23 protein-coding genes are annotated in these 25,138 nt (G+C 67.9%); 16 read left to right on the top strand and 7 right to left on the bottom strand.

The features are described from left to right. Position 1: 1 nt before the first annotated feature. Positions 2-1,360, bottom strand: a complete 1,359-nt coding sequence (locus COC42_RS02510) for a methyl-accepting chemotaxis protein (protein ID WP_176484536.1) — start codon at positions 1,358-1,360, stop codon at positions 2-4. Between the two features lie 254 nt (positions 1,361-1,614). Between COC42_RS02510 and sdhC the strand changes: the two genes are divergently transcribed. The 5 genes from sdhC to COC42_RS02535 all read left to right on the top strand — a co-directional run bounded on the left by sdhC (position 1,615) and on the right by COC42_RS02535 (position 7,571). Next, positions 1,615-1,962 (top strand): succinate dehydrogenase, cytochrome b556 subunit, encoded by a 348-nt coding sequence (gene sdhC, locus COC42_RS02515; RefSeq protein ID WP_245843772.1) that lies wholly within the window; start codon positions 1,615-1,617, stop codon positions 1,960-1,962. Position 1,963: 1 nt separating this feature from the next. Next, positions 1,964-2,353, top strand: coding sequence for a succinate dehydrogenase, hydrophobic membrane anchor protein (gene sdhD, locus COC42_RS02520; protein WP_096341697.1), 390 nt, complete (start codon positions 1,964-1,966; stop codon positions 2,351-2,353). Beyond that, positions 2,353-4,155, top strand: coding sequence for a succinate dehydrogenase flavoprotein subunit (gene sdhA, locus COC42_RS02525; protein WP_096341698.1), 1,803 nt, complete (start codon positions 2,353-2,355; stop codon positions 4,153-4,155). The genes sdhD and sdhA overlap by 1 nt, the downstream gene beginning before the upstream one ends. A 289-nt stretch (positions 4,156-4,444) precedes the next feature. Continuing rightward, positions 4,445-6,754: a TonB-dependent receptor gene (locus COC42_RS02530; RefSeq protein WP_096343043.1), complete on the top strand. Its 2,310-nt coding sequence runs from the start codon at positions 4,445-4,447 to the stop codon at positions 6,752-6,754. Positions 6,755-6,968: 214 nt separating this feature from the next. Then, positions 6,969-7,571 (top strand): ATP-dependent Clp protease proteolytic subunit, encoded by a 603-nt coding sequence (locus COC42_RS02535; RefSeq protein ID WP_096343044.1) that lies wholly within the window; start codon positions 6,969-6,971, stop codon positions 7,569-7,571. Positions 7,572-7,691: 120 nt separating this feature from the next. Here COC42_RS02535 and COC42_RS02540 read toward each other — a convergent pair whose 3' ends face one another. Next, entirely contained in the window at positions 7,692-8,339 is a 648-nt protein-coding gene (locus COC42_RS02540; protein ID WP_096341699.1) for a hypothetical protein, read from the bottom strand. Between the two features lie 116 nt (positions 8,340-8,455). On the opposite strand from COC42_RS02540, the gene ispH reads away from it, so the two are divergent. The 5 genes from ispH to COC42_RS02565 all read left to right on the top strand — a co-directional run bounded on the left by ispH (position 8,456) and on the right by COC42_RS02565 (position 14,947). Beyond that, entirely contained in the window at positions 8,456-9,409 is a 954-nt protein-coding gene (ispH, locus tag COC42_RS02545; RefSeq protein ID WP_096341700.1) for a 4-hydroxy-3-methylbut-2-enyl diphosphate reductase, read from the top strand. Positions 9,410-9,623: 214 nt separating this feature from the next. Continuing rightward, complete coding sequence (gene thrB, locus COC42_RS02550; RefSeq protein WP_096341701.1) at positions 9,624-10,589, top strand: homoserine kinase; 966 nt, start codon at positions 9,624-9,626, stop codon at positions 10,587-10,589. Next, positions 10,586-11,032, top strand: a complete 447-nt coding sequence (rnhA, locus tag COC42_RS02555) for a ribonuclease HI (protein ID WP_096341702.1) — start codon at positions 10,586-10,588, stop codon at positions 11,030-11,032. The genes thrB and rnhA overlap by 4 nt, the downstream gene beginning before the upstream one ends. 109 nt (positions 11,033-11,141) lie before the next feature. After that, positions 11,142-13,952, top strand: a complete 2,811-nt coding sequence (locus COC42_RS02560; RefSeq protein WP_096341703.1) for a TonB-dependent receptor — start codon at positions 11,142-11,144, stop codon at positions 13,950-13,952. Continuing rightward, the gene (locus COC42_RS02565; protein ID WP_096341704.1) at positions 13,952-14,947 is read left to right on the top strand and encodes a phytase; all 996 of its coding nucleotides are present in this window, start codon (positions 13,952-13,954) and stop codon (positions 14,945-14,947) included. Before COC42_RS02560 ends, COC42_RS02565 begins: the two co-directional genes overlap by 1 nt. A 140-nt stretch (positions 14,948-15,087) precedes the next feature. Here COC42_RS02565 and COC42_RS02570 read toward each other — a convergent pair whose 3' ends face one another. Genes COC42_RS02570 through COC42_RS02590 form a run of 5 tightly spaced genes read right to left on the bottom strand, consistent with a single transcriptional unit; the run spans position 15,088 to position 19,000 of the window. Next, on the bottom strand, positions 15,088-16,440 hold the full coding sequence (locus tag COC42_RS02570; protein WP_096343045.1) for an FAD/NAD(P)-binding protein: 1,353 nt from the start codon (positions 16,438-16,440) through the stop codon (positions 15,088-15,090). A 14-nt stretch (positions 16,441-16,454) separates the two neighbouring features. Continuing rightward, positions 16,455-16,703 carry a DUF6356 family protein gene (locus tag COC42_RS02575; RefSeq protein WP_096341705.1) on the bottom strand — a complete coding sequence of 83 codons (249 nt, stop codon included), beginning with the start codon at positions 16,701-16,703 and terminating at the stop codon, positions 16,455-16,457. 40 nt (positions 16,704-16,743) lie between these two features. Next, complete coding sequence (locus tag COC42_RS02580; RefSeq protein WP_096343046.1) at positions 16,744-16,920, bottom strand: YegP family protein; 177 nt, start codon at positions 16,918-16,920, stop codon at positions 16,744-16,746. A 50-nt stretch (positions 16,921-16,970) separates the two neighbouring features. Next, positions 16,971-18,080: an NAD(P)/FAD-dependent oxidoreductase gene (locus COC42_RS02585; RefSeq protein ID WP_096341706.1), complete on the bottom strand. Its 1,110-nt coding sequence runs from the start codon at positions 18,078-18,080 to the stop codon at positions 16,971-16,973. After that, positions 18,077-19,000 carry an alpha/beta fold hydrolase gene (locus tag COC42_RS02590; RefSeq protein WP_342747276.1) on the bottom strand — a complete coding sequence of 308 codons (924 nt, stop codon included), beginning with the start codon at positions 18,998-19,000 and terminating at the stop codon, positions 18,077-18,079. The genes COC42_RS02585 and COC42_RS02590 overlap by 4 nt, the downstream gene beginning before the upstream one ends. Positions 19,001-19,095: 95 nt before the next feature. On the opposite strand from COC42_RS02590, the gene COC42_RS02595 reads away from it, so the two are divergent. The 6 genes from COC42_RS02595 to COC42_RS02620 all read left to right on the top strand — a co-directional run bounded on the left by COC42_RS02595 (position 19,096) and on the right by COC42_RS02620 (position 25,137). Further along, a complete protein-coding gene (locus COC42_RS02595; RefSeq protein ID WP_342747277.1) occupies positions 19,096-19,536 on the top strand; it encodes an A24 family peptidase in 441 nt (146 codons plus the stop codon). A gap of 50 nt (positions 19,537-19,586) precedes the next feature. Next, entirely contained in the window at positions 19,587-20,630 is a 1,044-nt protein-coding gene (cpaB, locus tag COC42_RS02600; protein ID WP_096341709.1) for a Flp pilus assembly protein CpaB, read from the top strand. 1 nt (position 20,631) lies between these two features. Beyond that, positions 20,632-22,185 (top strand): type II and III secretion system protein family protein, encoded by a 1,554-nt coding sequence (locus COC42_RS02605; RefSeq protein WP_096341710.1) that lies wholly within the window; start codon positions 20,632-20,634, stop codon positions 22,183-22,185. A 12-nt stretch (positions 22,186-22,197) separates the two neighbouring features. Then, positions 22,198-22,833, top strand: coding sequence for a CpaD family pilus assembly protein (locus COC42_RS02610; protein ID WP_245843773.1), 636 nt, complete (start codon positions 22,198-22,200; stop codon positions 22,831-22,833). A 1-nt stretch (position 22,834) separates the two neighbouring features. Beyond that, positions 22,835-24,106, top strand: coding sequence for a CpaE/TadZ family protein (locus COC42_RS02615; protein ID WP_096341712.1), 1,272 nt, complete (start codon positions 22,835-22,837; stop codon positions 24,104-24,106). Between the two features lie 65 nt (positions 24,107-24,171). Then, entirely contained in the window at positions 24,172-25,137 is a 966-nt protein-coding gene (locus COC42_RS02620) for a type II secretion system F family protein (protein ID WP_096341713.1), read from the top strand. The last annotated feature ends 1 nt before the right edge of the window (position 25,138 follow it).

Genomic DNA, 25,138 nt, shown 5'->3' on the forward strand with positions numbered 1-25,138 from the left:
GTTACGCCGCCACCCGCTGGACGAAGTCGGTGGCGCTGGTCTTGAGCGTGTCGAGGTCGACCTCGAACGCGACGACGCCCTGCCCCACCGCGTCGATGCCGCTCGCCACCGCTTCGGTATCCTCGCGGATGGCGGCGATGGTGTTCGACATGGAATCGGCGGCGAGCGCGGTCTCGTCGACCGCCGCGGTGATGGCCGTCACCGTCTGCGCCTGCGCCTCCATCGCGCGGCGGATTCGGATCGCCGAGTCCTGCACTTCGTCCACCGTCGCGCGGATCGACGCGGACGTATCGACGGTCAGCCGCGTCGTCGCCTGGATCGCGGCGATTTTGGCGGCGATGTCGTCGGTCGCGCGCGCGGTCTGGTTGGCGAGGCTCTTCACCTCCTGCGCGACGACGGCGAAGCCGCGGCCGGCATCGCCCGCCCGTGCCGCCTCGATCGTCGCGTTTAGCGCGAGCAGGTTGGTCTGGCCCGCAATCTCGCGGATCAGGCCCAGGATCGATTCGATCGACTTGGCATGGTCCGACAGCGTGCCCGAAGTTTCGACCGCAGCCCCTGCCTGCGCGCTGGCGCGCGTGGCGATCTCGGCCGCGGCCTCGACCTCGGCACGGGCATCCTCGATCGCGCGGATAAGGCCCGCGGCGGTCTGGGCCGCCTCACGCATCGCGACCGCCGACTGCTCGGCGGCGGCGGCAACCTCGCTCGCTTTGCCCAGCATGCCGCGCGCCGATCCGGAGGCGGCCTGTGCCTGTCCGCGCAGCGCCGAGCCCTCATGGCTCGCCCGCTCGACGCTCGAGACGATCTTGTCGCGGAACTCGCCCGCCAGCTTCTCGCGCTGGCGATCGGTGCCATAGGCGACATGGTCGGCATAGATCGCAACGGTGATGTCGGTTTCCAGCGCCGACAGCCGCATCAGCGTGTCGATCAGCATCGCCAGATCGGGGTCGCCCTGTGGCACGCGCTGGAGCAGCAGATCGAGCGCCGCCCGATCGCTGGCGTTGATCATCGACAATAGCGCCATCGGCGGCACGTCGGCGGCATAGGCGGCGGCAACCGATCGCTCGATCGATTCGACCCAGGCATGGCCGGCAGTGTCGAGGAAGCGGTTGCGCAAAAACGTCACGCCGACGTCGATCATCTTCTCGGTTTCATAAGGCGCCCAGGTGCGCGTGTCCGAGAAGCAGCGCATCCAGTGCCGCCAATAGGCCTCAGCCACCTGGCGGATATCGCCCTCGATCAAGGCCCAGACGCGCCGCGCGCCGTCGATCATCCCGCCATCGAAGTCGAACACGCGCAGGCGCGCGCCCAGCTCGACCTGGCGCGCGATCGATCCCGGCTCGGGCAAATCCTTGTCATGCATGGCGTCGTGCGGCCCTTTGTACCAAAAAACGTCGGCGACGGACCCCCTCGCCCGCACCTGTGCCCCGGTCTAGACCGCGATCCGTTAAGAGCCGGTTAGTCACGGAGCGGATCGGGTCACGGACCAAGGGCCGATCTTGCATCTGCGAAGAACGGGGGCCATTAGCGCCTGCGAAAGGAACTGACCTCGTGGCATCCAAATCTGTCAATCGGCCGCTTTCCCCGCATTTGTCGATCTGGAAATGGGGGCCGCACATGGCGGTCTCGATTGCGCATCGCGTGACCGGCACCGGCATGGCGACGGTGGGCGCGCTGCTGCTGGTCGCCTGGCTCGCCAGCGCGGCGGCGGGTGAAGAGGCCTATGCGGCGTTCGCGGGTCTTTTCACGACGGAGGACGGCGGCCTCAACATCGTCGGCTATGTGCTCGGCATCGGCCTGACGCTCAGCTTCTTTCAGCACATGGCCTCGGGCATCCGCCACCTCGTGCTCGACACCGGTGCGGGCTACGAACTGAAGCGTAACAAGCTTGGCGCGCAGGCGACCTTCGCCTTTTCGGTCGTCGCGACCGCCGCTTTCTGGCTCTATCTGGTCGCGGGGAAGTAAGATGGGCACGGGAACCAGCATCGGCCGCGTCCGCGGCCTCGGCGCGGCCAAGGAAGGCGCGCATCACTGGTGGACGCACCGCCTGACCGCGGGCAGCAACCTCCTCCTCATGCTGTGGTTCATCGCCTCGATCGCGATGCTGCCCGGCTATGACTACGCGACGATCCAGTCGTGGCTGTCATCACCCTGGGCGGCGGTACCGATGGCGCTGCTGATCATCAGCGTGTTCATGCACTTCCGCCTGGGTCTTCAGGTGGTGATCGAGGATTACAGCCACGCCGAATCGCGCGTCGTGCTGCTCGTCCTCCTCAACCTTTTCGTCGTCGCGGCCGGGGCCACGGCGATTTTCTCGATCCTCAAGCTCGCCTTTACGGCGGGAGCGGTTTCCTGATGAGCGACGCTTACAAGATCATCGACCACAGCTATGACGCCATCGTCGTCGGCGCGGGTGGCTCGGGCCTTCGCGCGACCATGGGCGCGGCGGAGGCGGGCCTCAAGACCGCCTGCATCACCAAGGTGTTCCCGACGCGCAGCCACACCGTCGCGGCGCAGGGCGGCATCGCCGCCAGCCTCGGCAACAATTCGCCCGATCACTGGTCGTGGCACATGTACGACACCGTCAAGGGCTCCGACTGGCTCGGCGACCAGGACGCGATCGAATACATGGTTCGCGAGGCGCCGGCCGCGGTCTATGAACTCGAGCATGCGGGCGTGCCGTTCAGCCGCAACGACGACGGCACCATCTATCAGCGGCCGTTCGGCGGCCACATGCAGAATATGGGCGAAGGCCCGCCGGTCCAGCGCACCTGCGCCGCCGCGGACCGCACCGGCCATGCGATGCTTCACGCGCTCTATCAGCAGAGCCTGAAGTACGACGCCGACTTCTTCATCGAATATTTCGCGCTCGACCTCATCATGGAGAATGGCGCCTGCCGCGGCGTCATTGCGCTCTGCATGGAGGACGGCTCGATCCACCGCTTCCGCAGCCACGCTGTGGTGCTGGCGACCGGCGGCGGCGGCCGCGTCTATCAGTCGGCGACCTCGGCCCATAGCTGCACCGGCGACGGCAACGGCATGGTGCTGCGCGCGGGCCTGCCGCTCCAGGACATGGAGTTCGTGCAGTTCCATCCGACCGGCATCTACGGCGCCGGCGTCCTCATCACCGAGGGTGCGCGCGGCGAGGGCGGCTACCTCACCAACGCCGAGGGCGAGCGCTTCATGGAGCGCTACGCCCCCTCGGCCAAGGACCTCGCCAGCCGCGATGTCGTTTCGCGCTCGATGGCGATGGAAATCCGCGAGGGTCGCGGCGTCGGCAAGGAGAAGGATCATATCTTCCTTCACCTCGACCATATCGATCCCAAGGTGCTGGCCGAGCGCCTGCCCGGCATCACCGAGACGGGCAAGATCTTCGCCGGCGTCGATCTCACGCGCAAGCCTTTGCCCGTGGTCCCGACGGTCCACTATAATATGGGCGGCATTCCGACCAACTATCATGGCGAGGTCGTCCATCTGAAGGACGGCAATCCCGATGCAGTCGTCCCCGGCCTGTTCGCCGTTGGCGAGGCGGCGTGCGTGTCGGTTCACGGCGCCAACCGCCTCGGCTCGAACAGCCTGATCGACCTGGTCGTATTCGGCCGCGCGACGGGCCTGCGCCTGAAGGAACTGCTCAAGCCCAACGCCGCGCACGATGCGCTGCCCAAGGGGTCGGAGGAGATGGCGCTCAGCCGCCTCGACCATTTCCGCCATGCCAAGGGCGGCACGCCGACCGCACAGATCCGCGCCGAAATGCAGAAGACGATGCAGCGCAACGCCGCCGTGTTCCGCGACTCGGCGCTGCTGGCCGAGGGCGTCGAGAAGATGGACGCAATCTATCAGGGCATGAACGACATCGGCGTCACCGATCGCTCGCTGATCTGGAACACCGACCTTGTCGAGACGCTCGAACTCGACAACCTGATCGGCCAGGCGGTCGTCACCATCCGCTCGGCCGAGAACCGCAAGGAAAGTCGCGGCGCGCACATGCACGAGGACTTTCCCGAGCGCGACGATGCGAACTGGATGAAGCACACCATCGCGACTTTCGACGGCTGGGGCGGCAAGGGCGGCGCTTGCAAGCTCGATTACCGCCCGGTGCACGACTACACGCTCACCGACGAGGTCGAGTATATCAAGCCGAAGAAGCGGGTGTACTGATCGACATCGGCGCTCGCGAGCAGTCCGGTTGACTTGATTTGAGCTCGGACCCCGGCGGCGGCCGGGGTCCTATTGAGCAGTGGCCTTGGTCGGCCGCTGCGCTTCAGCGCGACAAAGCTCGCAACTGGATCGCCGCCTCCGCCGGAATTGGCCGCTGTCACGATCCTGACCCAAATCGCGCCCATGCGCGCGCGGGGGATCGAGGCGCGGAGGACATGCGCACGACCCCGCATGCGGCGGATGGAGAGGACCGCCGTCCACCAAAAGGGGCAATTTCGTGAAGCATTCGATGACGCGCCGTCTGGCGCTCGGTTCCGCTTGTGCGCTGTTCGCGCTGACCACCGCTGCCGCTGCGCATGCACAGGACACGACGCCCGCCTCGCCCGCTGCGGAGGTCGACGACTCGGCGCTTCAGGAAATCACCGTCACCGCCGAGCGGCGCGAGGCGAACCTGCGCGACGTGCCGATCTCGGTTGGCGTCGTCGCGGGCGCCCAGCTGCGCGAGTTCCAGCAGGCGGGTGAGGACATCCTCGCGCTGTCGGGCCGCGTCCCCGGCCTCTATGCCGAAACGACGACGGGCCGCATCTTCCCGCGCTTCTACATTCGCGGCCTCGGCAACATCGACTTCTACCTCGGCGCGTCGCAGCCCGTCTCGATCGTCCAGGACGAAGTGGTGCTTGAGCATGTCGTGCTCAAGTCGAACCCCGTATTCGACGTCGCGCAGGTCGAGGTGCTGCGCGGCCCGCAGGGGTCGCTGTTCGGCCGCAACACGACGGCCGGCATCATCAAGTTCGACACGATCAAGCCCTCGAACGTCTTTTCGGGGCGAGGCCAGGTGTCGGTGGGCGAGTACGGCACGGTGAACGCCGATGTCGGCATCGGCGGGCCGATCGCGGGCGACAAGCTGTCGGCGCGCTTCTCGGCACTCGTGCAGCACCGCGAGGACTGGGTCGACAACAGCTATACTGGGCCGAGCGCCGACGGCACGCCGCGTCCGCTCGAACAGGCGATGGGCGGCTTCGACGACCGCAACCTGCGCGTTCAGCTGCTTGGCACCCCGAGCGAGGCGGTTCGGCTGCTGCTGTCCGGCCATTATCGCGACTATGTCGGCACCTCGACGCTGTTCCGCCGCGCGGCGCTGACCCGCGGCTCGAACGACGTCTCGGGCGTGGTTCGCGATCAGGTTCGCTACGACGAAGCGATGAACAACCCGCAGGCCTACGAAACCTATGGCGGCTCGCTCAACGCCAGTTTCGACGTCGGCGGCCTGACGCTCACCTCGATCACCGCGTATGAGAGCGCCTCGGGTTACAGCCGCGGCGACACTGATGGCGGAGCGGCGGCCGACTTTCCGGTGGGCGGGGTCGCCAATGGTTTCGGCCAGAGCCAGGGCAATCTGCGCGACCTTGACCAGTGGACGCAGGAAGTGCGCCTGGCGGACAATCAGGGCCGTTTCAAATGGCAGGTCGGCGGCCTCTATTTCGACAGCCGCGACACCACCGACTTCTACCAGCGCGCCTTCTTCCTGACGACGGCAGCGCGCAATCCCAACAACTGGGTGCGGCTCCGCAACGTCAACACCAGCTGGGCGGCGTTCGGCCAGGCGAGCTTCGACGTCACCGACGCGCTGACGATCACCGCGGGCGGCCGCATCACCGAGGACCGGAAGCGCACGCGCCTGCTCAAGACCGCCGACACCGCCGCCGGCGTCGTCACTTATCGCGGCCGCACCGATGTCGAGCTCGACGCGACCGAGCCGAGCTGGGACGTGTCGGCGCTCTACCGCATCGACGATCAGGTGAGCCTCTACGCCCGCGTCGCGCGCGGCTTCCGCGGCCCGACGATCCAGGGGCGCTCGGCAGTGTTCAACTCGGACTTCACCACCGCGGACTCGGAGACGATCCTGTCGTGGGAGGCGGGCGCGAAGTCGAGCCTGTTCGACAACCGCCTGCGGCTCAACGCCACCGGCTTCTACTACACGGTCAGCGACATCCAGCTGAACGGCAATGATTCGGACGGGAACGGCGTCCTGTTCAATGCCGACAAGGCCAAGGTGTACGGCGTCGAGGTCGAAGTCGACGCCCGGCCGGTGCGAAACCTGTCGCTGACCGCCGGCTTCAGCGCGCTGCACAGCGAGATCCAGGACGACCGCGTCTTTGCGCAGGTCTGCGCGCTCAACGGGCGCGTCGTCTGCAATGTCGGCGATCCGACGATCACCGTCGCCACCGCGTTCGGCCCGGCGGTATTCGCGCAGATCGATGGCAATCCGCTGCCCAATGCGCCGCGCTGGAACCTCAATCTCGCTGCGCGCTACGACGTGCCGCTGGCGGGCGGCGACCGCTTCTTCGTGTCGACCGACTGGAACGTGCAGGGCTATACGAGCTTCGTGCTCTACAAGTCCGACGAATTCACCTCGAACGGTAATTTCGAGGGCGGCGCGCGGATCGGCTATGCGCTGCCCGGTGATGCGTTCGAATTTTCGGTGTTCGCGCGCAACATCACCAACGAGAAGAACCTGAAGGGCGTAATCGAGAACTTCATGGCCGCGGTCGTCAACGAACCGCGCGTCATCGGCGTCTCGCTTGCCGGGCGCTTCTAAGGCCTGACGGAACCAAGCTCACCCTCCCCGCATTGCGCCTGTCGTGGATGCGGGGATCGGTGATGCGCTGGCGTATGCGGCGTTCGCGGCTCTCGGGGCTGCAGGCGCCGCCATCGTATTGGGCGCGCTGTTCCGGCCCATCCGGCGTCAGCCGGGTGCCCGCAGCCGAAGCCCGTTCAGAGCGTCCGCCGACATCCAGCAAAGGCCCCTGCCCATGTCCGATCAGCCCGCCGCCCCTCCCCTTGAAAGCGAACCCGGCGCGATCAACCGCTACCCGCTGCTCGCCAACCCGCACATCAAGCTTGCGGGCCCCGTCGATCATGCGATGTACGCCAGCTTCGGCGACCAGCTGGCGAATGCCCCGCGCGAGGGTGCGATCGTCGTCGCCATTTCGACGCTGGGCGGCGATCCCGAAGTGGCACGGCTGATGGGCGACGAGGTTCGCCTGCTGCGGGAGGCGGAGGGGCGGGAAATCCTGTTTCTCGGCAAGGTCGCGGTCTATTCGGCGGGTGCGACCTTCATGTCGGCCTTCCCCGTCGACAAGCGCTTCCTGACGCGCGGCACCCGATTGATGCTGCACGAACGGATCATGAACAAGACGGTCGAGGTCAGCGGCCCGCTCAAGACCTGCGTCGCGGTGCTCAAGGCCACGCTGCACGAGATCGAGCATTCGATCCGTATCGAGGAAGAGGGATTTCGCAAGATCGTCGAAGGCAGCCGGGTCGAGTTCGACGAACTCGTCCGCCGCGCGCCGGAGAACTGGTACATCGAGGCGGAGGAAGCGAAGGAAAAGGGCCTCGTCCTCGACGTGGTGTGAAAAACGCCCTTCGCTACATTACCCGATCACGAGTCGGCCGCCCCAGCGAACGCTGGGGGCCGCGATCCGATCGCGCAGCTCCCTAGCCCCTGACCCCGGCTTTCGCTGGGATGACGACACTTACCGCGTGGCGTTGTACCGCAACTGCTCGTCGGTCAGCTGAAAGCCCACCAGCGCCTCGAACGTCGCGCGGGCAACCGCGGCGCGGACGCCCGGGGCGGTCAGCGGATCGATGGCGGCATCCTCCTGCCCCGCCCTGCGGCGCTTGGTCAGCTGGTCGCGCACTTCCTGCGGCAGCGTCGCGGCGGCGCGCGAGATGACACTGGTCGCCGTCGCCTGTGCTTGGCCGCGCGGCTGGCCCGCGGGAAAGCTGATCGTCACGTCGGCCACGCGCTTGGCGGTGACGTTGGTGCCACCACGCACGATCGCGATGAAATAAGGGAGCGTGACGGTGCGCGCCGCATCGGCGCGGCTGCGCCGGGCGAGCACGTCGAAGGTCACCGTCGTGATGACGTCGTCGCCGGTTTCACTGCATTGCGAGCGGACATTGGTGATGTTGGCGACGACATCGATCGCGGCGGCGTCGCGGCTGGCGGGCGGGTCGAACAGCGTGATGTCGCCGGTATTCGCGGGCACGCCGACGATCGGACAGGCGGTGCGCGTCGCCTGGATGCCGACACCCCCCTCGACGCTGATCTCGCCGTCGCGCGAGCAGCCGGCCAGGACGGCGGCGACGGCGAGCGGTGCGGCAAGCCGGACGATCTTCATTCGGGCGTACCCTTCCCATCTACTTACGCGAACGGGCCGCGATCCGGCCCGTCGGAGGGGGGATGCCATAGGAACCGCCTTTCGGACAAGCAAGCAATCGCGTAGAGCCTTGGCGCATGACCGACCGCCAGAAGCCGACGCTCGAACTCCTCATCGCCGCCCCGCGCGGCTTTTGCGCGGGGGTCGATCGCGCGATCCGCATCGTTGAGCTTGCGATCGAGCGTTATGGCGCGCCCGTCTATGTCCGTCACGAGATCGTCCATAACAAATATGTCGTCGATATGCTGAAGGCGCAGGGCGCGATCTTCGTTGACGAGCTGGACGAGGTGCCCGATGACGTGCCCGTCGTGTTCTCGGCGCACGGCGTGCCCAAGGCGGTCCCGGCCAAGGCAGCCGAGCGCGGCCTCTCCTATCTCGACGCCACCTGCCCGCTCGTCTCCAAGGTGCATCGCCAGGCCGAGCGGCTGGTCGCCGCGGGCCGCCACATCATCTTTATCGGCCATGCCGGGCACCCCGAGGTGATCGGCACCTTCGGCCAGGTGCCCGAAGGCAACATGACGCTGGTCGAAACCGCCGATCAGGTCGCCACGCTGGTCGTGCCCGATCCCGACAATCTCGCCTTCCTCACCCAGACCACGCTGTCGGTCGAGGATACTGCGGCGGTGCTTGCGGCGCTGCGCGAACGCTTCCCGATGATCGTCGCGCCGCACGCCGACGACATCTGCTACGCGACCACCAATCGTCAGACCGCGGTCAAGGCGATCGCCAGCGGCGTCGACCTGATGCTGGTGATCGGCGCGCCCAATTCGTCCAACTCGCTGCGCCTGGTCGAGGTGGCCGAGCGCGAGGGGACCCGCGCACGGCTCATCCAGCGCGCTGGCGACCTCGATTTCGCTTGGCTTGAGGGCATCGGCGCGCTCGGCATCACCGCCGGCGCCTCCGCGCCCGAAGTTTTGGTGCGCGAGGTCGTCGCCCGCATCGCCGAGCGCTACGACGTCATCGAGCGCGAGGTCGAGACGACCCGCGAGACGATCGCCTTCAAGCTGCCGCGCGGGCTGGAGGCGGCGTGACCCGACCTGCCCGTCAAACCGGTCCTACTCCGTTTGCGCCGGGTAGAGACTGAGTAGCTCCGGAAGGAGCGTATCGAAGGCTCGTATCGAGGTACGTTGGGCAGCTCTCAGGTCCCTCGATACGCACCCGGCTGACGCCGGCTACTCAGTCGCTACTCGGGACAAGCGGGTTAGATTTCGCATCATCTGCCCCTCACCCCCACCCCGGATCGCCATGGCCGTCTACACCCAAGTCTCCGCCGAGCTACTCGCCGACTTCCTCACCCGCTTCGACGTCGGCGATCTCGTGTCGGCCAAGGGCATTGCCGAAGGGGTGGAGAACTCCAACTATCTGGTTGAGACGACGCAGGACCGTTTCATCCTGACGCTCTACGAAAAGCGCGTCTCGGCGGGCGACCTGCCCTATTTCCTGTCGCTCCTCGACCATCTCGCCGCAAAGGGCCTGCCCGTCCCGCCCGCGATCAAGGACCGGGAGGGTCGGGCGATCCACGAGCTGGCCGGACGCCCCGCCTGCCTGATCCGTTTCCTGCCCGGCGTGTCGCTGTCGCACCCCACTCCCGCACAGGCGCTGGCCGCGGGCGACGCGATGGGCGCCATGCACCGCGCGGTCGCCGACTTCGGGGGCTCGCGTGAAAACTCGATGGGCATCGCCACCTGGCGGCCGTTGCTCGACCGTTGCGGCGACAGCCTCGACCGGATCGCGCCGGGGCTGCACGCCGACATTTCCATCGCCCTCGGCGAGCTGATGGCGACCTGGCCGGCACAGCTCGACGCCTGCGCCATCCATGCCGACCTGTTCCCTGACAATGTGCTGATGCTCGGCGATCGGGTGACGGGGCTGATCGACTTCTATTTCGCCTGCACCGACCTTCGCCTCTACGATCTCGCCGTCATGCACGCCGCGTGGAGCTTCGACGCGACAGGCCGCGATCATGACGCGAGCGTCGGCGATGCGCTGATCGCCGGCTATTCCCGGCACTATCCCCTCTCCGACGAGGAGCAGGCGGCGTTCGGGGACCTCGCCGCCGGCGCGTGCATCCGATTCACCTTGTCGCGCGCGTGGGACTGGCTCAACACCCCCGCCGACGCGCTGGTGACGCGCAAGGACCCGCTCGCCTTCTGGCGGCGCCTTGGCGTCTACAAGCCCGCGCTCGCCGCGCGGCTCGGCAGCCTTTCATGACCGAACTCCCGCATGTCGAGATCGCGACCGACGGCGCGTGCAAGGGCAATCCCGGTCCCGGTGGCTGGGGGGCGCTCATCCGCCATGGCACGCGCGAGAAGGAGATGTCGGGGGGCGAGCCGCTGACCACCAACAACCGCATGGAGCTGATGGCGGCGATCGAGGCGCTCAACGCGCTCAAGAAGCCTTGCCGCGTCACGCTGTCGACCGACAGCCGTTATGTCATGGACGGCCTGACCAAGTGGATCCATGGCTGGCGAAAGAACGGCTGGAAGACCGCCGACAAGAAACCCGTCAAGAATGCCGAACTGTGGCAGGCACTGATCGAGGCGGCCGCGCGCCACCGCGTCGAATGGAAATGGGTGAAGGGCCATGCCGGCCACCCCGACAACGAACGCGCCGACAAGCTGGCGAGCGACGCCGCGCGCGCGGTCATCAAATAGACTTGTAACCGCAACCGCGACGCCGCCGTCCCGAAACGGCAACGCCATCGACGCGCGGCAAGGCCCCTGAAGCGATCCGATACGGGTCGATCTTTCCTTGGGGGAAACCATGATCTCGACACGCTCGCGCGTGCGCCTGTTGCTGGGCGCCGCGGTCCTCGCGCTGCCCTTGCCCGCGCTGGCGGGCCAGGTGACCGGTCGCGTCACCGATTCGTCGGAAACCCGCACGCTCGAGGGCGCCGAGGTCGAGATCGTCGAACTCGGCCGCAAGGTCGAGGTCGATCGCGACGGCCGCTTCCGCTTCGCCGACGTCCCCGCGGGCAGCTATACGCTGCGCGTCACCTATGCCGGCATCGATCCGGTCGAGCGGCCGATCAGCGTCGATGCGACCGGCGACCTCGCGCTTGAGGTCGCGGTCGGCCAGCTAGGCGACATCCTCGTTACCGGACAGCGCGCCAACCTGGCCAGCGCGCTTAGCCGTCAGCGCGCCGCCGACGGCGTCGAAAGCGTGCTGACCCGCGATTCGATCGGCCAGTTTCCTGACCAGAACGTCGCCGAATCGGTGCGCCGCGCGGTCGGCGTCAACGTGCTCAACGACCAGGGCGAGGGCCGCTTCGTCGCGGTCCGCGGGCTCGACCCCAGCCTCAACGCCGCCAGCCTCAACGGCGTCCGCGTTCCCGCACCCGAGGCAGACACGCGCAGCGTCGCGCTCGACGTAGTCGCGAGCGAGCTGGTCGAATCGATCGAGGTCAAGAAGTCGCTCACCCCCGACATGGACGCCGACACGATCGGCGCCTCGGTCGAGATCAAGACGACCAGCGCCTTCGACCGGGTGAAGCCGCTGCTCGCCGGCTCGCTCGAGGGCTCGTACAACGACTATGTGGGTCAGGTGACGCCCAAGGGCAGCGTCAACTTCTCGACCCGCGTCACCGACAATTTCGGCATCTCGGGCGGCGCGAGCTATTACCTCCGCAAGTTCGAGACCGACAATATCGAGATGGACGGCTGGGGCACCGACGATGCGGGCAACGGCTTTGCGGACGCCGTCGAATATCGCGACTATGACGTGCGGCGCCTGCGCACCGGCGGCTCGCTGTCGTTCGACTTCAAGCCCAGCCCGACGACGACGCTCTATGCGCGCGGCGTCTACAACCGCTTCTCCGACCAGGAGGATCGCCGCCGCCTGATCTTCGAGTTCGACGAGGATCCCTCCGCCTCGACCGCGAGCGGCGCGACCTTCGACAGCGCCGACGGAGAGATCGCGGTGATCCGCGACCTCAAGGACCGGTTCGAGGTCCAGACGATTCAGTCCTACACGCTCGGCGGCGAGACCGTGACGGGGCCGTGGCGGGTCCAATATGCGGCGGCGTTCAGCCGCGCGCAGGAGCTCGAGGAGGGCTCGATCGACCCGATCGAGTTCGCCCGCGGCTTCGAGGACGACGAAGACGTGACCGTCGCCTTCGACTATTCGAACTATCTCCTGCCGCGTTTCACCGTCGGAGGCGCCGATGCCGGCGCGTTCGGCGACGCCGGCGGATATGCATTCGACCAGTTCGAGCGCACGACGCTGAGCGACTCCACCGACCGCGAATGGACCGCGCGGCTCGACCTCGCCCGCAGCTTCGCCTTCGACGGCGGCAGCTTCGAGGTGCAGGCGGGGGTCAAGGGCCGCTGGCGCAACAAGGCCTACGACCTCAACGTCGACACGTTCGACGGCTATGACGGCGACTTCATCCTCGCCGACGTGCTCGGCACCCAGACCTATCGCCTCGCCGATCTCGGTCCCCTGCCGGCCAAGCGCGGCGAGCGCGGCTTCCTTGAGCGCAATGCCGCGGGCTTCGAGCGTGCCGTCCTCGACAGTGATTTCGCGAGCCTGGCCGAGGATTACCGCGTCGATGAAGACATCTACTCGGCTTATGTCCTCGGCCGGCTGCAGGCTGGGCCGCTTCGACTGATCGGCGGCCTGCGCATGGAGGCGACCGAGAACATCATCGCGGGCAGTACCGTCACCCTCGACGGCGACGAGGAGACCGTCACCGCGACGCCCAACGTCATCCGCCGAAGCTATACCGACTGGCTGCCGAGCGCGGTCGCCCGCTACGAAGTGGGCGAGGACCTGATCCTACGCGCAGGCGTGTTCAGGAGCCTGGTGCGCCCCGGCATCGGCCAGCTTGCCCCGCGCTTCGCGATCGAGCGCGACGGCGACGATCTGGAGGGTGCATTCGGCAATCCCGACCTGAAGCCCTATCGCGCGTGGAACTTCGATGCCGGCGCCGAATGGTATTTCGCCAAGTCGAGCGTGTTGTCGGCAGGCTTCTTCTACAAGGATATCGAGGATTACATCGTCACCGTCACCTTCGAGGACGGGGATGCGCCGTACAATGGCGTCTATCGTGGCATCGGCTTTACCGAGGCTGACATCCCGCTCAACAGCGGCTCGGCCAAGATCAGGGGCGTCGAGCTTGGCTATTCGCAGAGCTTCACGATGCTGCCCGGCGCGCTGAGCGGCCTGCTGGCGAGCGTCAACTATACCTTCACGGATGCCGACGGTCAGACGTTCGACGGCGATACCGGCGGCCTGCGCGACATTCCCCTGCCAGCCGCCTCGCGCCACACCGTCAACGGCGTGCTGGGGTACGAGAAGGGCCCGGTCAGTATCCGCCTCGCCGGCACTTACCGCGACAAGTATCTCGACGAGGTGAATGCCGTCGCCGAGGAGGACCGCTATGTCAGAGAGCATTTCCAGCTCGACGCCAGCGCACGCTTCCGCTTGACCAAGAACGTCCAGCTCTTCGGCGAATGGGTGAACATCAACAACGCCAAGTACGTTGCGTACCAGAACGGCCCCGTGTCGCGCCGCCTTCTCCAGTACGAGGAATATTCGTACACGCTGAAGTTCGGCGCGCGGGTGAACTTCTGATGCGGGCGCTCCTCCCCGCCATGGTGCTCGCCGGCTGCGCGACTCTCCCTCCCGCGCCGACGACGCTTGCAGAGAATGTCACGGCACGCGGCGAAACCGAGCCTGTCGGCACTGCCGCGGCCGACGCTGCCGACGACCCCGCGATCTGGCGCAATGCCGCGAACCCAGAGGCGAGCCTGATCATCGCGACCGACAAGAAGTCGGGGCTGTGGGTCTATGGCCTTGACGGCCGGCGGCGCGACTTCGTGCAGGCAGGTCGCGTCAACAATGTCGATCTGCGTGAACATGGCGGGCGGATCGTCGTCGCCGCGTCCGATCGCACCGACATGGCCAATGCGAAGCTCGCGCTGTTCACGCTCGATGGCGCGACGGGCAAGCTGATGCCCGCGGGGACGCGGGCCGCCGGCGCGGGCGAGGCCTATGGCCTCTGCCTCGGCATCGTCGAGGCGAAGCTTTACGCCTTCGTCGTTCTCAAGGACGGCACGATCCGGCAGATCGATCCTGCCGATGGCGCCGTCGTCCGCACGATGAAGCTCGCCACCCAGTCGGAGGGCTGCGTCGTCGATGATCGCACCGCGACGCTGTTCGTGGCCGAGGAAGATGTCGGCATCTGGCGCTTCGACGCGCGGCCGGGCGGCAACACGACGCCCGTGCCGGTCGCGAAGGTCGATGGCCGAACCCTCGTCGCCGATGTGGAAGGGCTGGCGATCGCGGCCAACGGTGCCGATGGCGGCTGGCTCGTCGCCTCGAGCCAGGGGGACAATGCGTACCAGCTATTCCGTCTGCCCGACCTTTCCCCCGCGGGCCGCTTCCGCGTCGTCGCCGGGCGCTATGGCGCGACGAGCGAGACCGACGGGATCGAGGTGACGCTCGGCAATGTCGGCCCCGCCTTCCCCGGCGGACTGATGGTGGTGCAGGACGGCGACAATGCGCCCGCGGCGCAGAACTTCAAGCTGCTGGCGTGGGACGATGTGAAGGCGGCGCTCGGGTTGTAGGGTCCGACCGTTCTCCCCTCCCTGAAAGGGAGGGGCCGGGGGTGGGTCGGCCCGCGAGGCGGCGTAACGCTCGTCACCAGCCGCTCCCCAACCCTTCCTTCCAGAGAGGGGCATAACCCGTCCGATCCAGTGACAGGCGCCTACAGCCCCTCGCCGCCCACCCAATGCGCGTTGGCGAGCGTGCGCGCGAGGTTCCACGCCTGTACCCGGATATCGGGCACCGCGACCACTTCCCACCATGCGCCGCGCGTCATCGGGCCGATCGCATAAAGGCGCTCCGCCGCCCGCCCGTCCGCGCCGATCACCCGCGTGTCGGCCGCGACGTCGATCCCCAGCCGGGCCGCATCGGGCCGGATCGCGCCTGCCGCCATCAGCTGGCGCAGCAACGGGTCGGCGGCGCGCTTCAGGTCGCCCTGAGGCCCGGTACAGTTGACGATCCGGCGAAACCGCGCACTGCTCGTGGCATCTGCGCCGCGCGGCCGCCAGTCGACAGTCGCGCTCACTCCCTCCGGCCGAATCGCGGCGAGCTTGCCTGCCTGAAACGCCAGCCGCCCCTCAGCCACCATCGCCTCGATCCGCGCCGCGACCTGCGGCGCGAGTCGATGGCGATGGACATCCCAGAACGGGCGGAGATGCCGCAGGAAGCGCTGGCGCGTGGTCAGATCCGCCCCCGCCCACATCAACTGCGTCACCGGCCGCAGCGCGTCGACTGCGGCGCGCCAGTCGCCTGCCGCCGCGGCCTGTTCGCGCACCGCTTCGACCAGCGCGGGCAGCGTGCGCGCGGGCTTCTCTTCGGCGGGCGGTGCCTTGGCCTGCCCCTCGACATGCGCGCGGGGGACGAGGCCGCGCCGCGACATGGCGACGATCCGCCCCTCGAAGCCCCGCCGGTCGAGCAGCAGCGCCGCGTCGATCGCAGTGAGGCCCGTGCCGAGCAGCAGCACCTCGTCCTCACCCGACAGCCCGTCGGCGATGTCCGCCGCCCAGGGATCGTCGCAATAAAGGCCGCGCGGCAGTACGTCGGCGTCGATCCCCGGCGGCGCGTGCGGCGGCAGGTTGCCGACCGCCAGCACTGCGCGATCGAACGTCCGCTCGGCGCCGTCGATCACCGCCCGCACATCGCCATTGGCCTCGACCGCCGAAACGTCGCCCGTCTCGACCACCAGCCGATCGCCTGCCCTCGCCCGCGCGGCGTCGAGGAGCGCGCTCAGATAGCGGCCATAGTTCGTCCGACGCACGAAGCTTCGCGGCCCACCCTCGCCCTCGCGCTCCAGCCATTGGACGAAATGGTCGGGATCGTCGGGAAGTGCGCTCATGTTGGCGGCACGCACGTTCAAGAGGTGGCTGTCGTCCGCCGCCGAATAGGCAACACCCCGGGCGACCTGGTTCGGCCGCCGCTCGACCAGCGTCACCCGCGGTCCGTCGTGCCGCAACAGGTTGATGCCAAGCAGCGTCCCCGAAAAGCCGCCGCCGACGACGAGCACATGCTCCCGCATCGACATGGGAGCGGTCAGATCTCGTATTCGGGCAGCCAGGCGGTCTCGCGCGCCGGCGCGGGCTGACGCGCGGCGAGTTCGGCATGGAGCGTCTTGACCGCCCGGCTCGCGGTACGTTCGCAGAGCGCGGGGACGAGGCCATGGACGATCGCCGCCCCGCCGGCGACGAGCAGCCGCCCGCCGAAGCGAAAGGCGACGCCCAGATGCTCGAAATAGCTCTCGCCCACCGAGGTGGGATGGCGAAGGAACAGGCGGTCGATCATGGCCTCGACCCTAGCCGGGCGCGTGATCGACCGCCACCTGTCACTCGGGTTCCTCGACGGCGGCGTCGGGGCCGTTCTTGAGGATCGAGGCGATGGCGTTACGCGCGCTCGCCTTTGACGAATAGCCTTCGGTCCAGAAGATCGTCTCGCTGTTGTGCTTGAACTTGGCGACATATTCGCCGGCCTTGTTCTTCTCGATCACGAACTTGTGCGCCATCATGCCTCTCCAAGGAACGTCAGCACCGTGAAACTAACGCAGGTTGGCGATCAGCGAAAGCGGTCGGGGGCGTAGCGTGCCAGATCGACCCCCCGCAGCCAGTCGGGCCATGCCGCGCCGGTCAACAACGACGCGGCCAGCGCGGCGGCGGCGGGCGCGGTCTGGATGCCGAAGCCGCCCTGCCCGGCGAACCAGAAGAACCCATCGCCCGCGGGATCGAAGCCATAGACGGGCAGGCGGTCGGGCGCGAAGCTCCTGAGCCCCGCCCAGCGCCGCTCGACCGCCTCGACCCGCCAGTCGACCGCGCCCTCGAACCGGTCGATGGCGATCGCGACGTCCAGTTCCTCGGGCGCGACATCGCGGGGTTCGTCGGGCACCTCGTCATGCGGCGACAACCACACGCGGCCGCCCGCCTCGGGCTTGAAATAGAACAGGTCGGCGCCGTCACGGACCAGCGGCAGGTCCGACGCCATCGGCGGATCGGTGCGCAGCTGGACCATCGTCCGGCGGAGCGGCGCGATGCCGATCGGCGGCACCCCCGCCGCCGCCGCGACCGCATCCGCCCAGGCCCCGCCCGCATCGACCAGTATGCCCGCGGCGAAGTCGCCGGCCCGCGTCCTCAGCGTCCAGCCGCCGCCCTCACGCCGCGCCTCTTCCAGCCCCGCGCCGGTGACGATGGTCACCCCGCGCCGCCGCGCGAGCCCCAGATAGGCGCCGTGCAGCCGCCCCACGTCGATATCCATGCACGTCGGCTCATAGACCGCCTGCACCCAGTCGGGCCGCAGCCCCGGCAGCATCATGTGGGGATCGACCCGCTCCAGCGCGACGCCCGTATCGGCGAACTCGGCGATGAACGCATCGAGTGCGGCGGTGTCACCCTCGCGCCCGATGAACAGCTCGCCGCGCGGCTTGAGGAAGCTTTCGCCTCCAAGTTCCTCGGGCGGGTCGGTCAGGATCGGACCGGACGCGGTGGTCAGTGGCTGGACGCCCGGGCCGCCATAGGTCTCCGACCAGAAGGCAGCCGAGCGCCCGGTCGAATGATAGCCGGGCTGATCCTCGGCCTCGAGCAGCAGCACGCGGGCATGGGCCGCCACTTCGGCCGCAAGGCTGGCGCCGGCGATGCCGCCGCCAACCACGGCAATGTCGAAGCTCTGGTTCAAGCAGGCGCCTTTTCTTCAAGGAAGTCGTCGATCGCCACCAACGCGCGGTCACGCACCGGATCGGCTTCGCGCAAAAGCTCGTGCGCCGCCTCTCGCCCGAAGGCAACCGTCCGAGCCGTCGGAACACGTGCGAGCATCGCCTTGGCCGCTTTTGGATCGACCAGCCCGTCGGCCTCGGCGACCAGCCCCAGCACCGGCACGTTTAGGCGCGCCAGCCGTGCATCTTCGCGCAGCATCCGCGTCTCCGCAAAGGCATCGGCGACCCACGCCCAGCTGGGCGGGCCGGTCAGCAGCCTTGGATCGGCCTGTTGCCACCAGATCTCATCGGCGTAGCGATCGGGATCGTGGGTGAGCAGGCTCTCGCGCGTCTCGGTCGCCGCCGGCCGCTCGTTCCCCTTCCACGCCGGCCGCGCCGGATCGCCCAGCCCGCGCATCAGCCGCGCCAGCCGCTCGGCCAGCCGGGGCGGGATCGCCCCCTTGAAGCCCAGCATAGGCGCCACAAGCACCGCGGCGGCCGGATCGACCGCTTCCTCGACAAGACCTTTCAGGGCCAGGAATCCACCCATCGAATGGCCGATCAGCACATGCGGCGCCGGCACCCGCGCGCTCCAACCGGTCCAGAAGGCGCGGAGGTCGCCGTGGAACAGTCCAAAGCGCTCGACATGACCGCAATGGGCATGCGGGCCGCAGCGGCCCGACCCGCCCTGCCCGCGCCAGTCGAAGCTCGATACGTGCCAGCCGCGATCATGCCAGTGGTGAAACGCCTCCAGATACTTCTCGAACACGTCGCCGCGTCCGGCCTGGAACAGGATCGACCCGCGCGCGCCACCCGCGGCAGGCCAGTCGAACGTCCGGTGCGCCCAACCGTCGGGCGCCCGCCACTCGGCGATCACGGCGTCCGCGGGATAAGCGCGGCGCAAGCTCAAGTTCCCTGCCATGCGCGATGGTTACGTTTTGGCAAGCCATGTCGTCTAGGCCCGTTGCCATGGGGGCGGGATTCGCATGGTTTTTGCCGGTGGCGCTTTTGTGTCTGCTCGTGTCGGCAGGCATCGAGGACGTGCGCCGGCGCGAGATCGCTCACTGGAAGAACGCGGCCATCGCCCTGCTCGCGCCCATATGGTGGTGGGCAACGGGGATGCCGGTGTGGCCCAACATGGCCGTTCAGATCGGCATCGCGCTCGCGATCTTCGCGCTGTTCACCGGCTTGTGGGCACTCGGCCAGATCGGCGGCGGCGACGTCAAGTTGATCGGCGCGCTTGCCCTGTGGGTGCCGCTGCTGCCGATGATCTCGATGCTCGTCCTCATGTCGCTGATCGGCGGCGTCATTGCGGCGCTGATGTTGATCGAGCGTAAATGGCGCCGCGATCCGGCGGTGCCGCAAGTTCCTTATGGGGTGGCGATTGCCTGTGCGGCGCTTCTCACCTTTCACGAACCACTCCTTAACCATTTTCGGTGACTGGTTAGCTTCCAGGAAACCGGGCCCGAATCGGAAAGGCCAATCGCGTCATGGATGCACGGAAGATCATTCTGCTGGTGGGAGCGCTCATCGTCGCGGCGATCACCGCGGTCATGGCGCGTAGCCTGTTCGTCGGCCAGTCGGCGCCCGTCGCCACGGCCCAGCCCGCACCCCCGGTGCAGACCGGTCCCAAGGTCATGGTCGCGACGAAGGCACTGCCCGTCGGCACGATCATCAGCCCCGACATGGTGAAGTTCCAGCCCTGGCCCGAAGAGCTGATCGAGAACGCCTATTTCGTCGAGGGCGACAAGTTCGATCCCAAGGCGGTGATGGGGACGGTCGTGCGCTTCGCCGTGCCCGCCGGCCAACCGGTGACGCAGGGCAACCTCGTCAAGCCGGGGGACCGCGGCTTCCTCGCCGCTGCGCTCGGCGCGGGCATGCGCGCCGTGACGGTGCCGGTCAACGCCCAGTCGGCGGTCGCGGGCTTCGTCTTCCCGGGCGACCGCGTCGATCTCATCCTCACCCAGTCGGTGTCGGGCGGCGGCGACGGCCCGCCGCTGAAGGCCTCGGAAACGGTGCTGCGCAACCTGCGCGTGCTCGCGACCGACCAGCGCGCCGACAAGCAGACCGACGACAAGGGCAACACCGTCGTCACGCCCTATGCAACCGTCACGCTCGAAGTGACCCCGCGCATCGCCGAAAAGATCTCGGTCGCGCAGCAGGTCGGGTCGCTGTCGCTGTCGCTGCGCTCGATCGCCGACAACGCCGCCGACCTTGAGGAAGCGATCGCCTCGGGCGAGGTAAGCGTGCCCGACGGCAACGATCCCAATGCGGAAAAGGCGATGCTCGCGCGAGTGGCGGCGCGCCCGATCGAGGGCAAGAGCAGCTATTCGACCGGCGCCGACGTGTCGCGCTTCCAGCGCGCCACCGTGCCCGGCCGCAGCGCAGGCGGGGCGACGATCGCCGGCCCGCAGCTCGCGAGCGCCCCGGGGGGCAATTATCCGGGCGCCACGGCGCCGAAGCCGAAGGGCCCGGTGGTCCGCGTCGCGCGGGGCACCAACGTGACGGAAGTCGAAATCGGGGGGAAGAACTGACATGGCGACGTTGCCGAACAGCCGGCGCATTGCGCTGGCGCTCGCGGCGGCGGCTCCGTTTGCGATCGCGATCGCCGCACCGGCCACCGCGCAGAGCATCAACGAGCCTCGCGAGACGATGCAACTGAACACGGGCCTGGGCCGGATGGTCACGGTCGCGACGCCGATCACCGATGTGTTCGTGGCCGATGGCGGCATCGCCGACGTCCAGGTGCGCAGCCCCGGCCAGTTCTGGGTCTTCGGCAAGAAGCGGGGTGAAACCACCGTCTATGCCGTGTCGAAGTCGGGCAAGGTGGTCTACTCCACGCAGCTGCGCGTCGGCGACAACTACAATTCGCTCGACCAGATGCTGGGCTTGGCGATGCCCGAGGCGACGATCCGGACGACGACGATGAACGGCGTCGTCCTGCTGACCGGCACCGTCGCGCAGCCCGCCGACGCCGCCGAGGCCGAGCGCCTCGTCCAGGCGTTCGTCGGCAAGGAGACGAACGTCGTCTCGCGCCTGCGCACGGCGACGCCGCTTCAGGTCAACCTGCAGGTCAAGATCGCCGAGGTCAGCCGCAGCTTCCTGAAAAACATTGGCACGAACCTGACCACGCGCGACAACGGGTCGTTCCTGTTCGGCCTGTCGCGCGGACGCCAGGGCACGATCACGACGGTCGAGGGCGTTCCCGGCGTACCGGGCGCACCGGTCGATTCAAACGGCGCGCGGCCGGGCGACACGCTCTTCGGTTTCCCCGCCCAGCAGGACTCGAGCTCGCTGGTGGGCGCCGCCGGTCGCTTCCTCGGCCTCGACCTGCTCGCCTCGCTCGATCTGGGCGAAACGATCGGCCAGGTGACGACGCTCGCCAACCCGAACCTGACCGCACTGTCGGGCGAGACCGCCAATTTCCTGGCCGGCGGCGAGATCCCGATCCCGATCAGCCAGGGGCTCGGCGCGGTCAGCGTCCAGTTCAAGCAATATGGCGTCAGCCTTGCCTACACGCCGACCGTGCTCGCCGACGGCCGCATCTCGCTGCGCGTCCGTCCCGAAGTGTCGCAGCTCTCGGCCGCCGGCGCGGTGGTGTTCCAGGGCATCCAGATCCCGGCGCTTACCACGCGGCGCGCGGAAACGACGGTCGAGCTCGGCTCGGGCCAAAGCTTCATGATCGCTGGGTTGCTTCAGAACAATCACGACAACCAGATCGAGAAGACCCCCGGGCTCGGCGACCTGCCCGTGCTCGGCACGCTGTTCCGCTCCAACGGCTTTCGCCGCCAGGAAACCGAGCTGGTGATCGTCGTCACGCCCTATCTGGTCAAGCCGGTCGACGCGAACCAGATCGCGTTGCCGACCGACGGCTACAAGACCCCGACCGACGTCGAACGCATCCTGCTCGGCCAGCTGGAAAGCCTGTCAAGCCACCGCGATCGTCCCAAGCCGGGCATGGCCGTCCCACCGGCATCGCCCCCGACGCTCGGCCTGGCGACGCCTGCCCCGGTCGCCCCGGCGCCGGCCCCCGTCAGGCGCGAAAAGTCGGACAAGGGCGCAGCCGCCCCCGGCTTCAGCAGCAATTAAAGGATGCGTGACATGCGCCTTTCGACCGCCGCCCTCGTCCTTTCCGCAACTTTTCTCGCCGGGTGCGGCGGGACGCAGAACCGCAGCGTCAATTCGGTCCACCAGCCCGTGGTCAGTCGCGCCGACTACACGCTCGACCTGAGCGCCGGACCGGGCGGACTTGCAACCGGCGAACAGCAGCGGCTTGCCGGCTGGCTGGCGGCGCTGGGCACCCGCTACGGCGACCGGCTGACCGTCGATGACGGCGGCAACGGCGATACCGCGACGCGCGGCGACATCGCCGCGGTCGCAGGCCGCTATGGCCTGCTCCTGGGCGACAGTGCGCCGGTGACGCCCGGCGCCGTCGAGCCGGGAATCGTTCGGGTGGTGGTATCGCGCATGAGCGCAGCGGTACCCGGCTGCCCAGACCAAAGCCGCACCTACCAGCCCAACTTCGGCGCCCACACCAGTTCGGACTTCGGCTGCGGGATCAACCGCAACCTGGCCGCGATGATCGCCCAGCCCGAGGATCTCGTTCGCGGCCGTTCGACCGACGGCGTGACCGATCCGATGACCGCGTCAAAGCCGATCGATGCGCTTCGCAAGAGCCCGACCGCAGTCGGCCAGGCGCTGCAGGCCACGCGCACCAGCAATTCGGGAGCCCAGTAACATGAACGCGCCCTGGAATCCCGCCCGCGCGGGCACGCGCGATCCCTTCGTCGCCTTCGTCTGCGATGAGAATTCGGCCGAGACGATGCGGCAGGTCGCCAGCGAGCAGGGCTGGGCCGCCGAAAAGGTCAACAAGGGCGGCCTGCGCAACGCCGTCCAGACACTGTCGGTATCGGCCAGCCCGGTGATCCTGTTCGTCGATCTGTCCGAAAGCGGCGATCCGCTCAACGACATCAACGCATTGGCCGAGGTCTGTGAGCCGGGCACCGTCGTCATCGCCTGCGGGCAGGTGAACGACGTGCGACTTTATCGCGACCTCGTTGCCAGCGGCATCCACGACTATCTGCTGAAGCCGCTCAATCCCGACGCCCTTCGCGAGACGTTCGCGCAGGCGCATGCGCACATTAACGCGCCAAAGGCGGTCGAAGCGAGCGTCGAGCGCGCACATTGCGGCGTTGCGGTGATCGGCACGCGCGGCGGCGTCGGCGCCTCGACGCTGGCGACCTCGCTCGCCTGGCTGATGAGCGACAAGGGTGGGCGCACGACCGCGCTGCTCGACCTCGATGTCCATTTCGGCACCGGTGCGCTGGCGCTCGACCTCGAGCCCGGCCGCGGGCTGACCGACGCCATCGAGAATCCCAGCCGCATCGACGGGCTCTTCATCGAGCGCGCGATGGTCCGCGCGTCGGAAAAGCTGGCCGTCCTGTCAGCCGAGGCACCGATCCATTCGCCGGTGATGACCGACGGCGCCGCCTTCTACCAGTTGCAGGAGGAGCTGCGCTCGGCGTTCGAGTGCACCGTCGTCGATCTGCCGCGCGCGATGCTGGTCCAGTTCCCGCATCTACTGGCCGAAATCCAGGCAGCGGTGATCGTGACCGAACTGACGCTCGCCGCTGCGCGCGACGCGATCCGGCTGCTCTCGTGGTTCAAGTCGAACGCACCGCACGTGCAGGTGATTCTCGCCGCCAACCGCGTGCCGCCGGCCGCGGTCCTCGAGATCACGCGCAAGGACTTTGAAAGTTCGATCGAGCGCAAAGTCGATTACGTCATCGGCTACGACCAGAAGCTTTGTGCGCAGGCGGCCAAGCTCGGCAAGCCGATGGCCGAGGCGGGCAAGGGCTCGAAGACCGTCGCGCCGATCGGCGAGCTGTCGCGCGCACTGCTCGCGATCGGCGACGCGGCTGCCGACGATACGCCCGTCAAGGCCAAGGCCGCGGGCGGATCGCTCATGTCCAAGCTGACTGCAAAGCTGCCGATCAAGGCGAAGAAGTAAACCCCGCGCCGCCCCGCTCACGCGGGGCGCCGCCAGACGGATGGGAGGCGACCATCGGCGCCGAAATGATGCCGGTCCTGATGTTGACGATCGGCGCGACGCTCATGCTCGGCATGGCCACGCTCGCCTTCGCCGGCCCCTCGGCCGCCAAGGCGAGCAGCCGCCGCCTCGCGGCGGTGCGCGAGCGTCACACCGGCCTCAACGGGGTGATGGAGGCGCAGATGCGCCGGATCTCGACCGCGAAGGCGACGCGGCTGGACGAAGCGTTCATGCGCTTCCTGCCCAACCCGGCGCAGCTCGCCAAGCGGCTGGCGATGACGGGCAAGACCTGGACGGTGAGCCAATATGGCACCGCCAGCGCAGGGCTGTTCGCGGTGGTGACGCTGGCCGCCTGGCTCCGCGGCTTTCCCTTTCTGCTCGCGCTTTGCTTCGGTGCGTTCGTCGGCGCGTTCGTACCGCATTTTGTCGTCAGCAAGACGATCAAGCGCCGCATCGCCAAGTTCACGGCGAAGTTCCCGGACGCGATCGAACTGCTCGTCCGCGGCCTGCGGTCGGGGCTGCCCATCACCGAGACGATAGGCGTCGTCGGCCAGGAAGTGCCCGGCCCCGTCGGCGAGGAATTCCGCGCGGTTTCCGACAAGATGAAGATCGGCCGCACGCTTGATGCCGCGCTTCAGGAGACGGCGGAGCGTTTGGGTACGCCCGAGTTTCAGTTCTTCGTCATCACCATCGCGATCCAGCGCGAGACGGGCGGCAACCTTGCCGAAACGCTCGCCAACCTTGCCGACGTGTTGCGCAAGCGCGGCCAGATGAAGCTCAAGATCAAGGCGATGTCGTCGGAATCAAAGGCGTCCGCCTATATCGTCGGCTCGCTGCCATTCATCGTCTTCGGCCTTATCTGGATGATCAACGGCAATTACATGCAGCGCTTCTTCATCGACGAACGGCTGATCGTCGCGGGCCTTGGTGGGCTCGTGTGGATGGGGATGGGCGCCTTCATCATGGCGAAGATGGTGGATTTCGAGATCTGAC

Source organism: Sphingomonas spermidinifaciens, from assembly GCF_002351485.1.
Taxonomy (GTDB): Bacteria; Pseudomonadota; Alphaproteobacteria; order Sphingomonadales; family Sphingomonadaceae; genus Sphingomonas; species Sphingomonas spermidinifaciens.

Coding starts and splice junctions, on each gene's coding strand:
- sdhD (WP_096341697.1), top strand. CDS start 1,964: ATGGGCACGGGAACCAGCATCGGCCGCGTCCGCGGCCTCGGCGCGGCC.
- COC42_RS02580 (WP_096343046.1), bottom strand. CDS start 16,920: ATGGCGCACAAGTTCGTGATCGAGAAGAACAAGGCCGGCGAATATGTC.
- COC42_RS02615 (WP_096341712.1), top strand. CDS start 22,835: ATGAACGCGCCCTGGAATCCCGCCCGCGCGGGCACGCGCGATCCCTTC.
- COC42_RS02605 (WP_096341710.1), top strand. CDS start 20,632: ATGGCGACGTTGCCGAACAGCCGGCGCATTGCGCTGGCGCTCGCGGCG.
- thrB (WP_096341701.1), top strand. CDS start 9,624: ATGGCCGTCTACACCCAAGTCTCCGCCGAGCTACTCGCCGACTTCCTC.
- cpaB (WP_096341709.1), top strand. CDS start 19,587: ATGGATGCACGGAAGATCATTCTGCTGGTGGGAGCGCTCATCGTCGCG.
- COC42_RS02530 (WP_096343043.1), top strand. CDS start 4,445: ATGACGCGCCGTCTGGCGCTCGGTTCCGCTTGTGCGCTGTTCGCGCTG.
- COC42_RS02610 (WP_245843773.1), top strand. CDS start 22,198: ATGCGCCTTTCGACCGCCGCCCTCGTCCTTTCCGCAACTTTTCTCGCC.
- COC42_RS02560 (WP_096341703.1), top strand. CDS start 11,142: ATGATCTCGACACGCTCGCGCGTGCGCCTGTTGCTGGGCGCCGCGGTC.
- COC42_RS02570 (WP_096343045.1), bottom strand. CDS start 16,440: ATGCGGGAGCATGTGCTCGTCGTCGGCGGCGGCTTTTCGGGGACGCTG.
- COC42_RS02620 (WP_096341713.1), top strand. CDS start 24,172: ATGATGCCGGTCCTGATGTTGACGATCGGCGCGACGCTCATGCTCGGC.
- rnhA (WP_096341702.1), top strand. CDS start 10,586: ATGACCGAACTCCCGCATGTCGAGATCGCGACCGACGGCGCGTGCAAG.
- COC42_RS02575 (WP_096341705.1), bottom strand. CDS start 16,703: ATGATCGACCGCCTGTTCCTTCGCCATCCCACCTCGGTGGGCGAGAGC.
- ispH (WP_096341700.1), top strand. CDS start 8,456: ATGACCGACCGCCAGAAGCCGACGCTCGAACTCCTCATCGCCGCCCCG.
- COC42_RS02510 (WP_176484536.1), bottom strand. CDS start 1,360: ATGCATGACAAGGATTTGCCCGAGCCGGGATCGATCGCGCGCCAGGTC.
- COC42_RS02535 (WP_096343044.1), top strand. CDS start 6,969: ATGTCCGATCAGCCCGCCGCCCCTCCCCTTGAAAGCGAACCCGGCGCG.
- COC42_RS02540 (WP_096341699.1), bottom strand. CDS start 8,339: ATGAAGATCGTCCGGCTTGCCGCACCGCTCGCCGTCGCCGCCGTCCTG.
- sdhA (WP_096341698.1), top strand. CDS start 2,353: ATGAGCGACGCTTACAAGATCATCGACCACAGCTATGACGCCATCGTC.
- COC42_RS02565 (WP_096341704.1), top strand. CDS start 13,952: ATGCGGGCGCTCCTCCCCGCCATGGTGCTCGCCGGCTGCGCGACTCTC.
- sdhC (WP_245843772.1), top strand. CDS start 1,615: ATGGCGGTCTCGATTGCGCATCGCGTGACCGGCACCGGCATGGCGACG.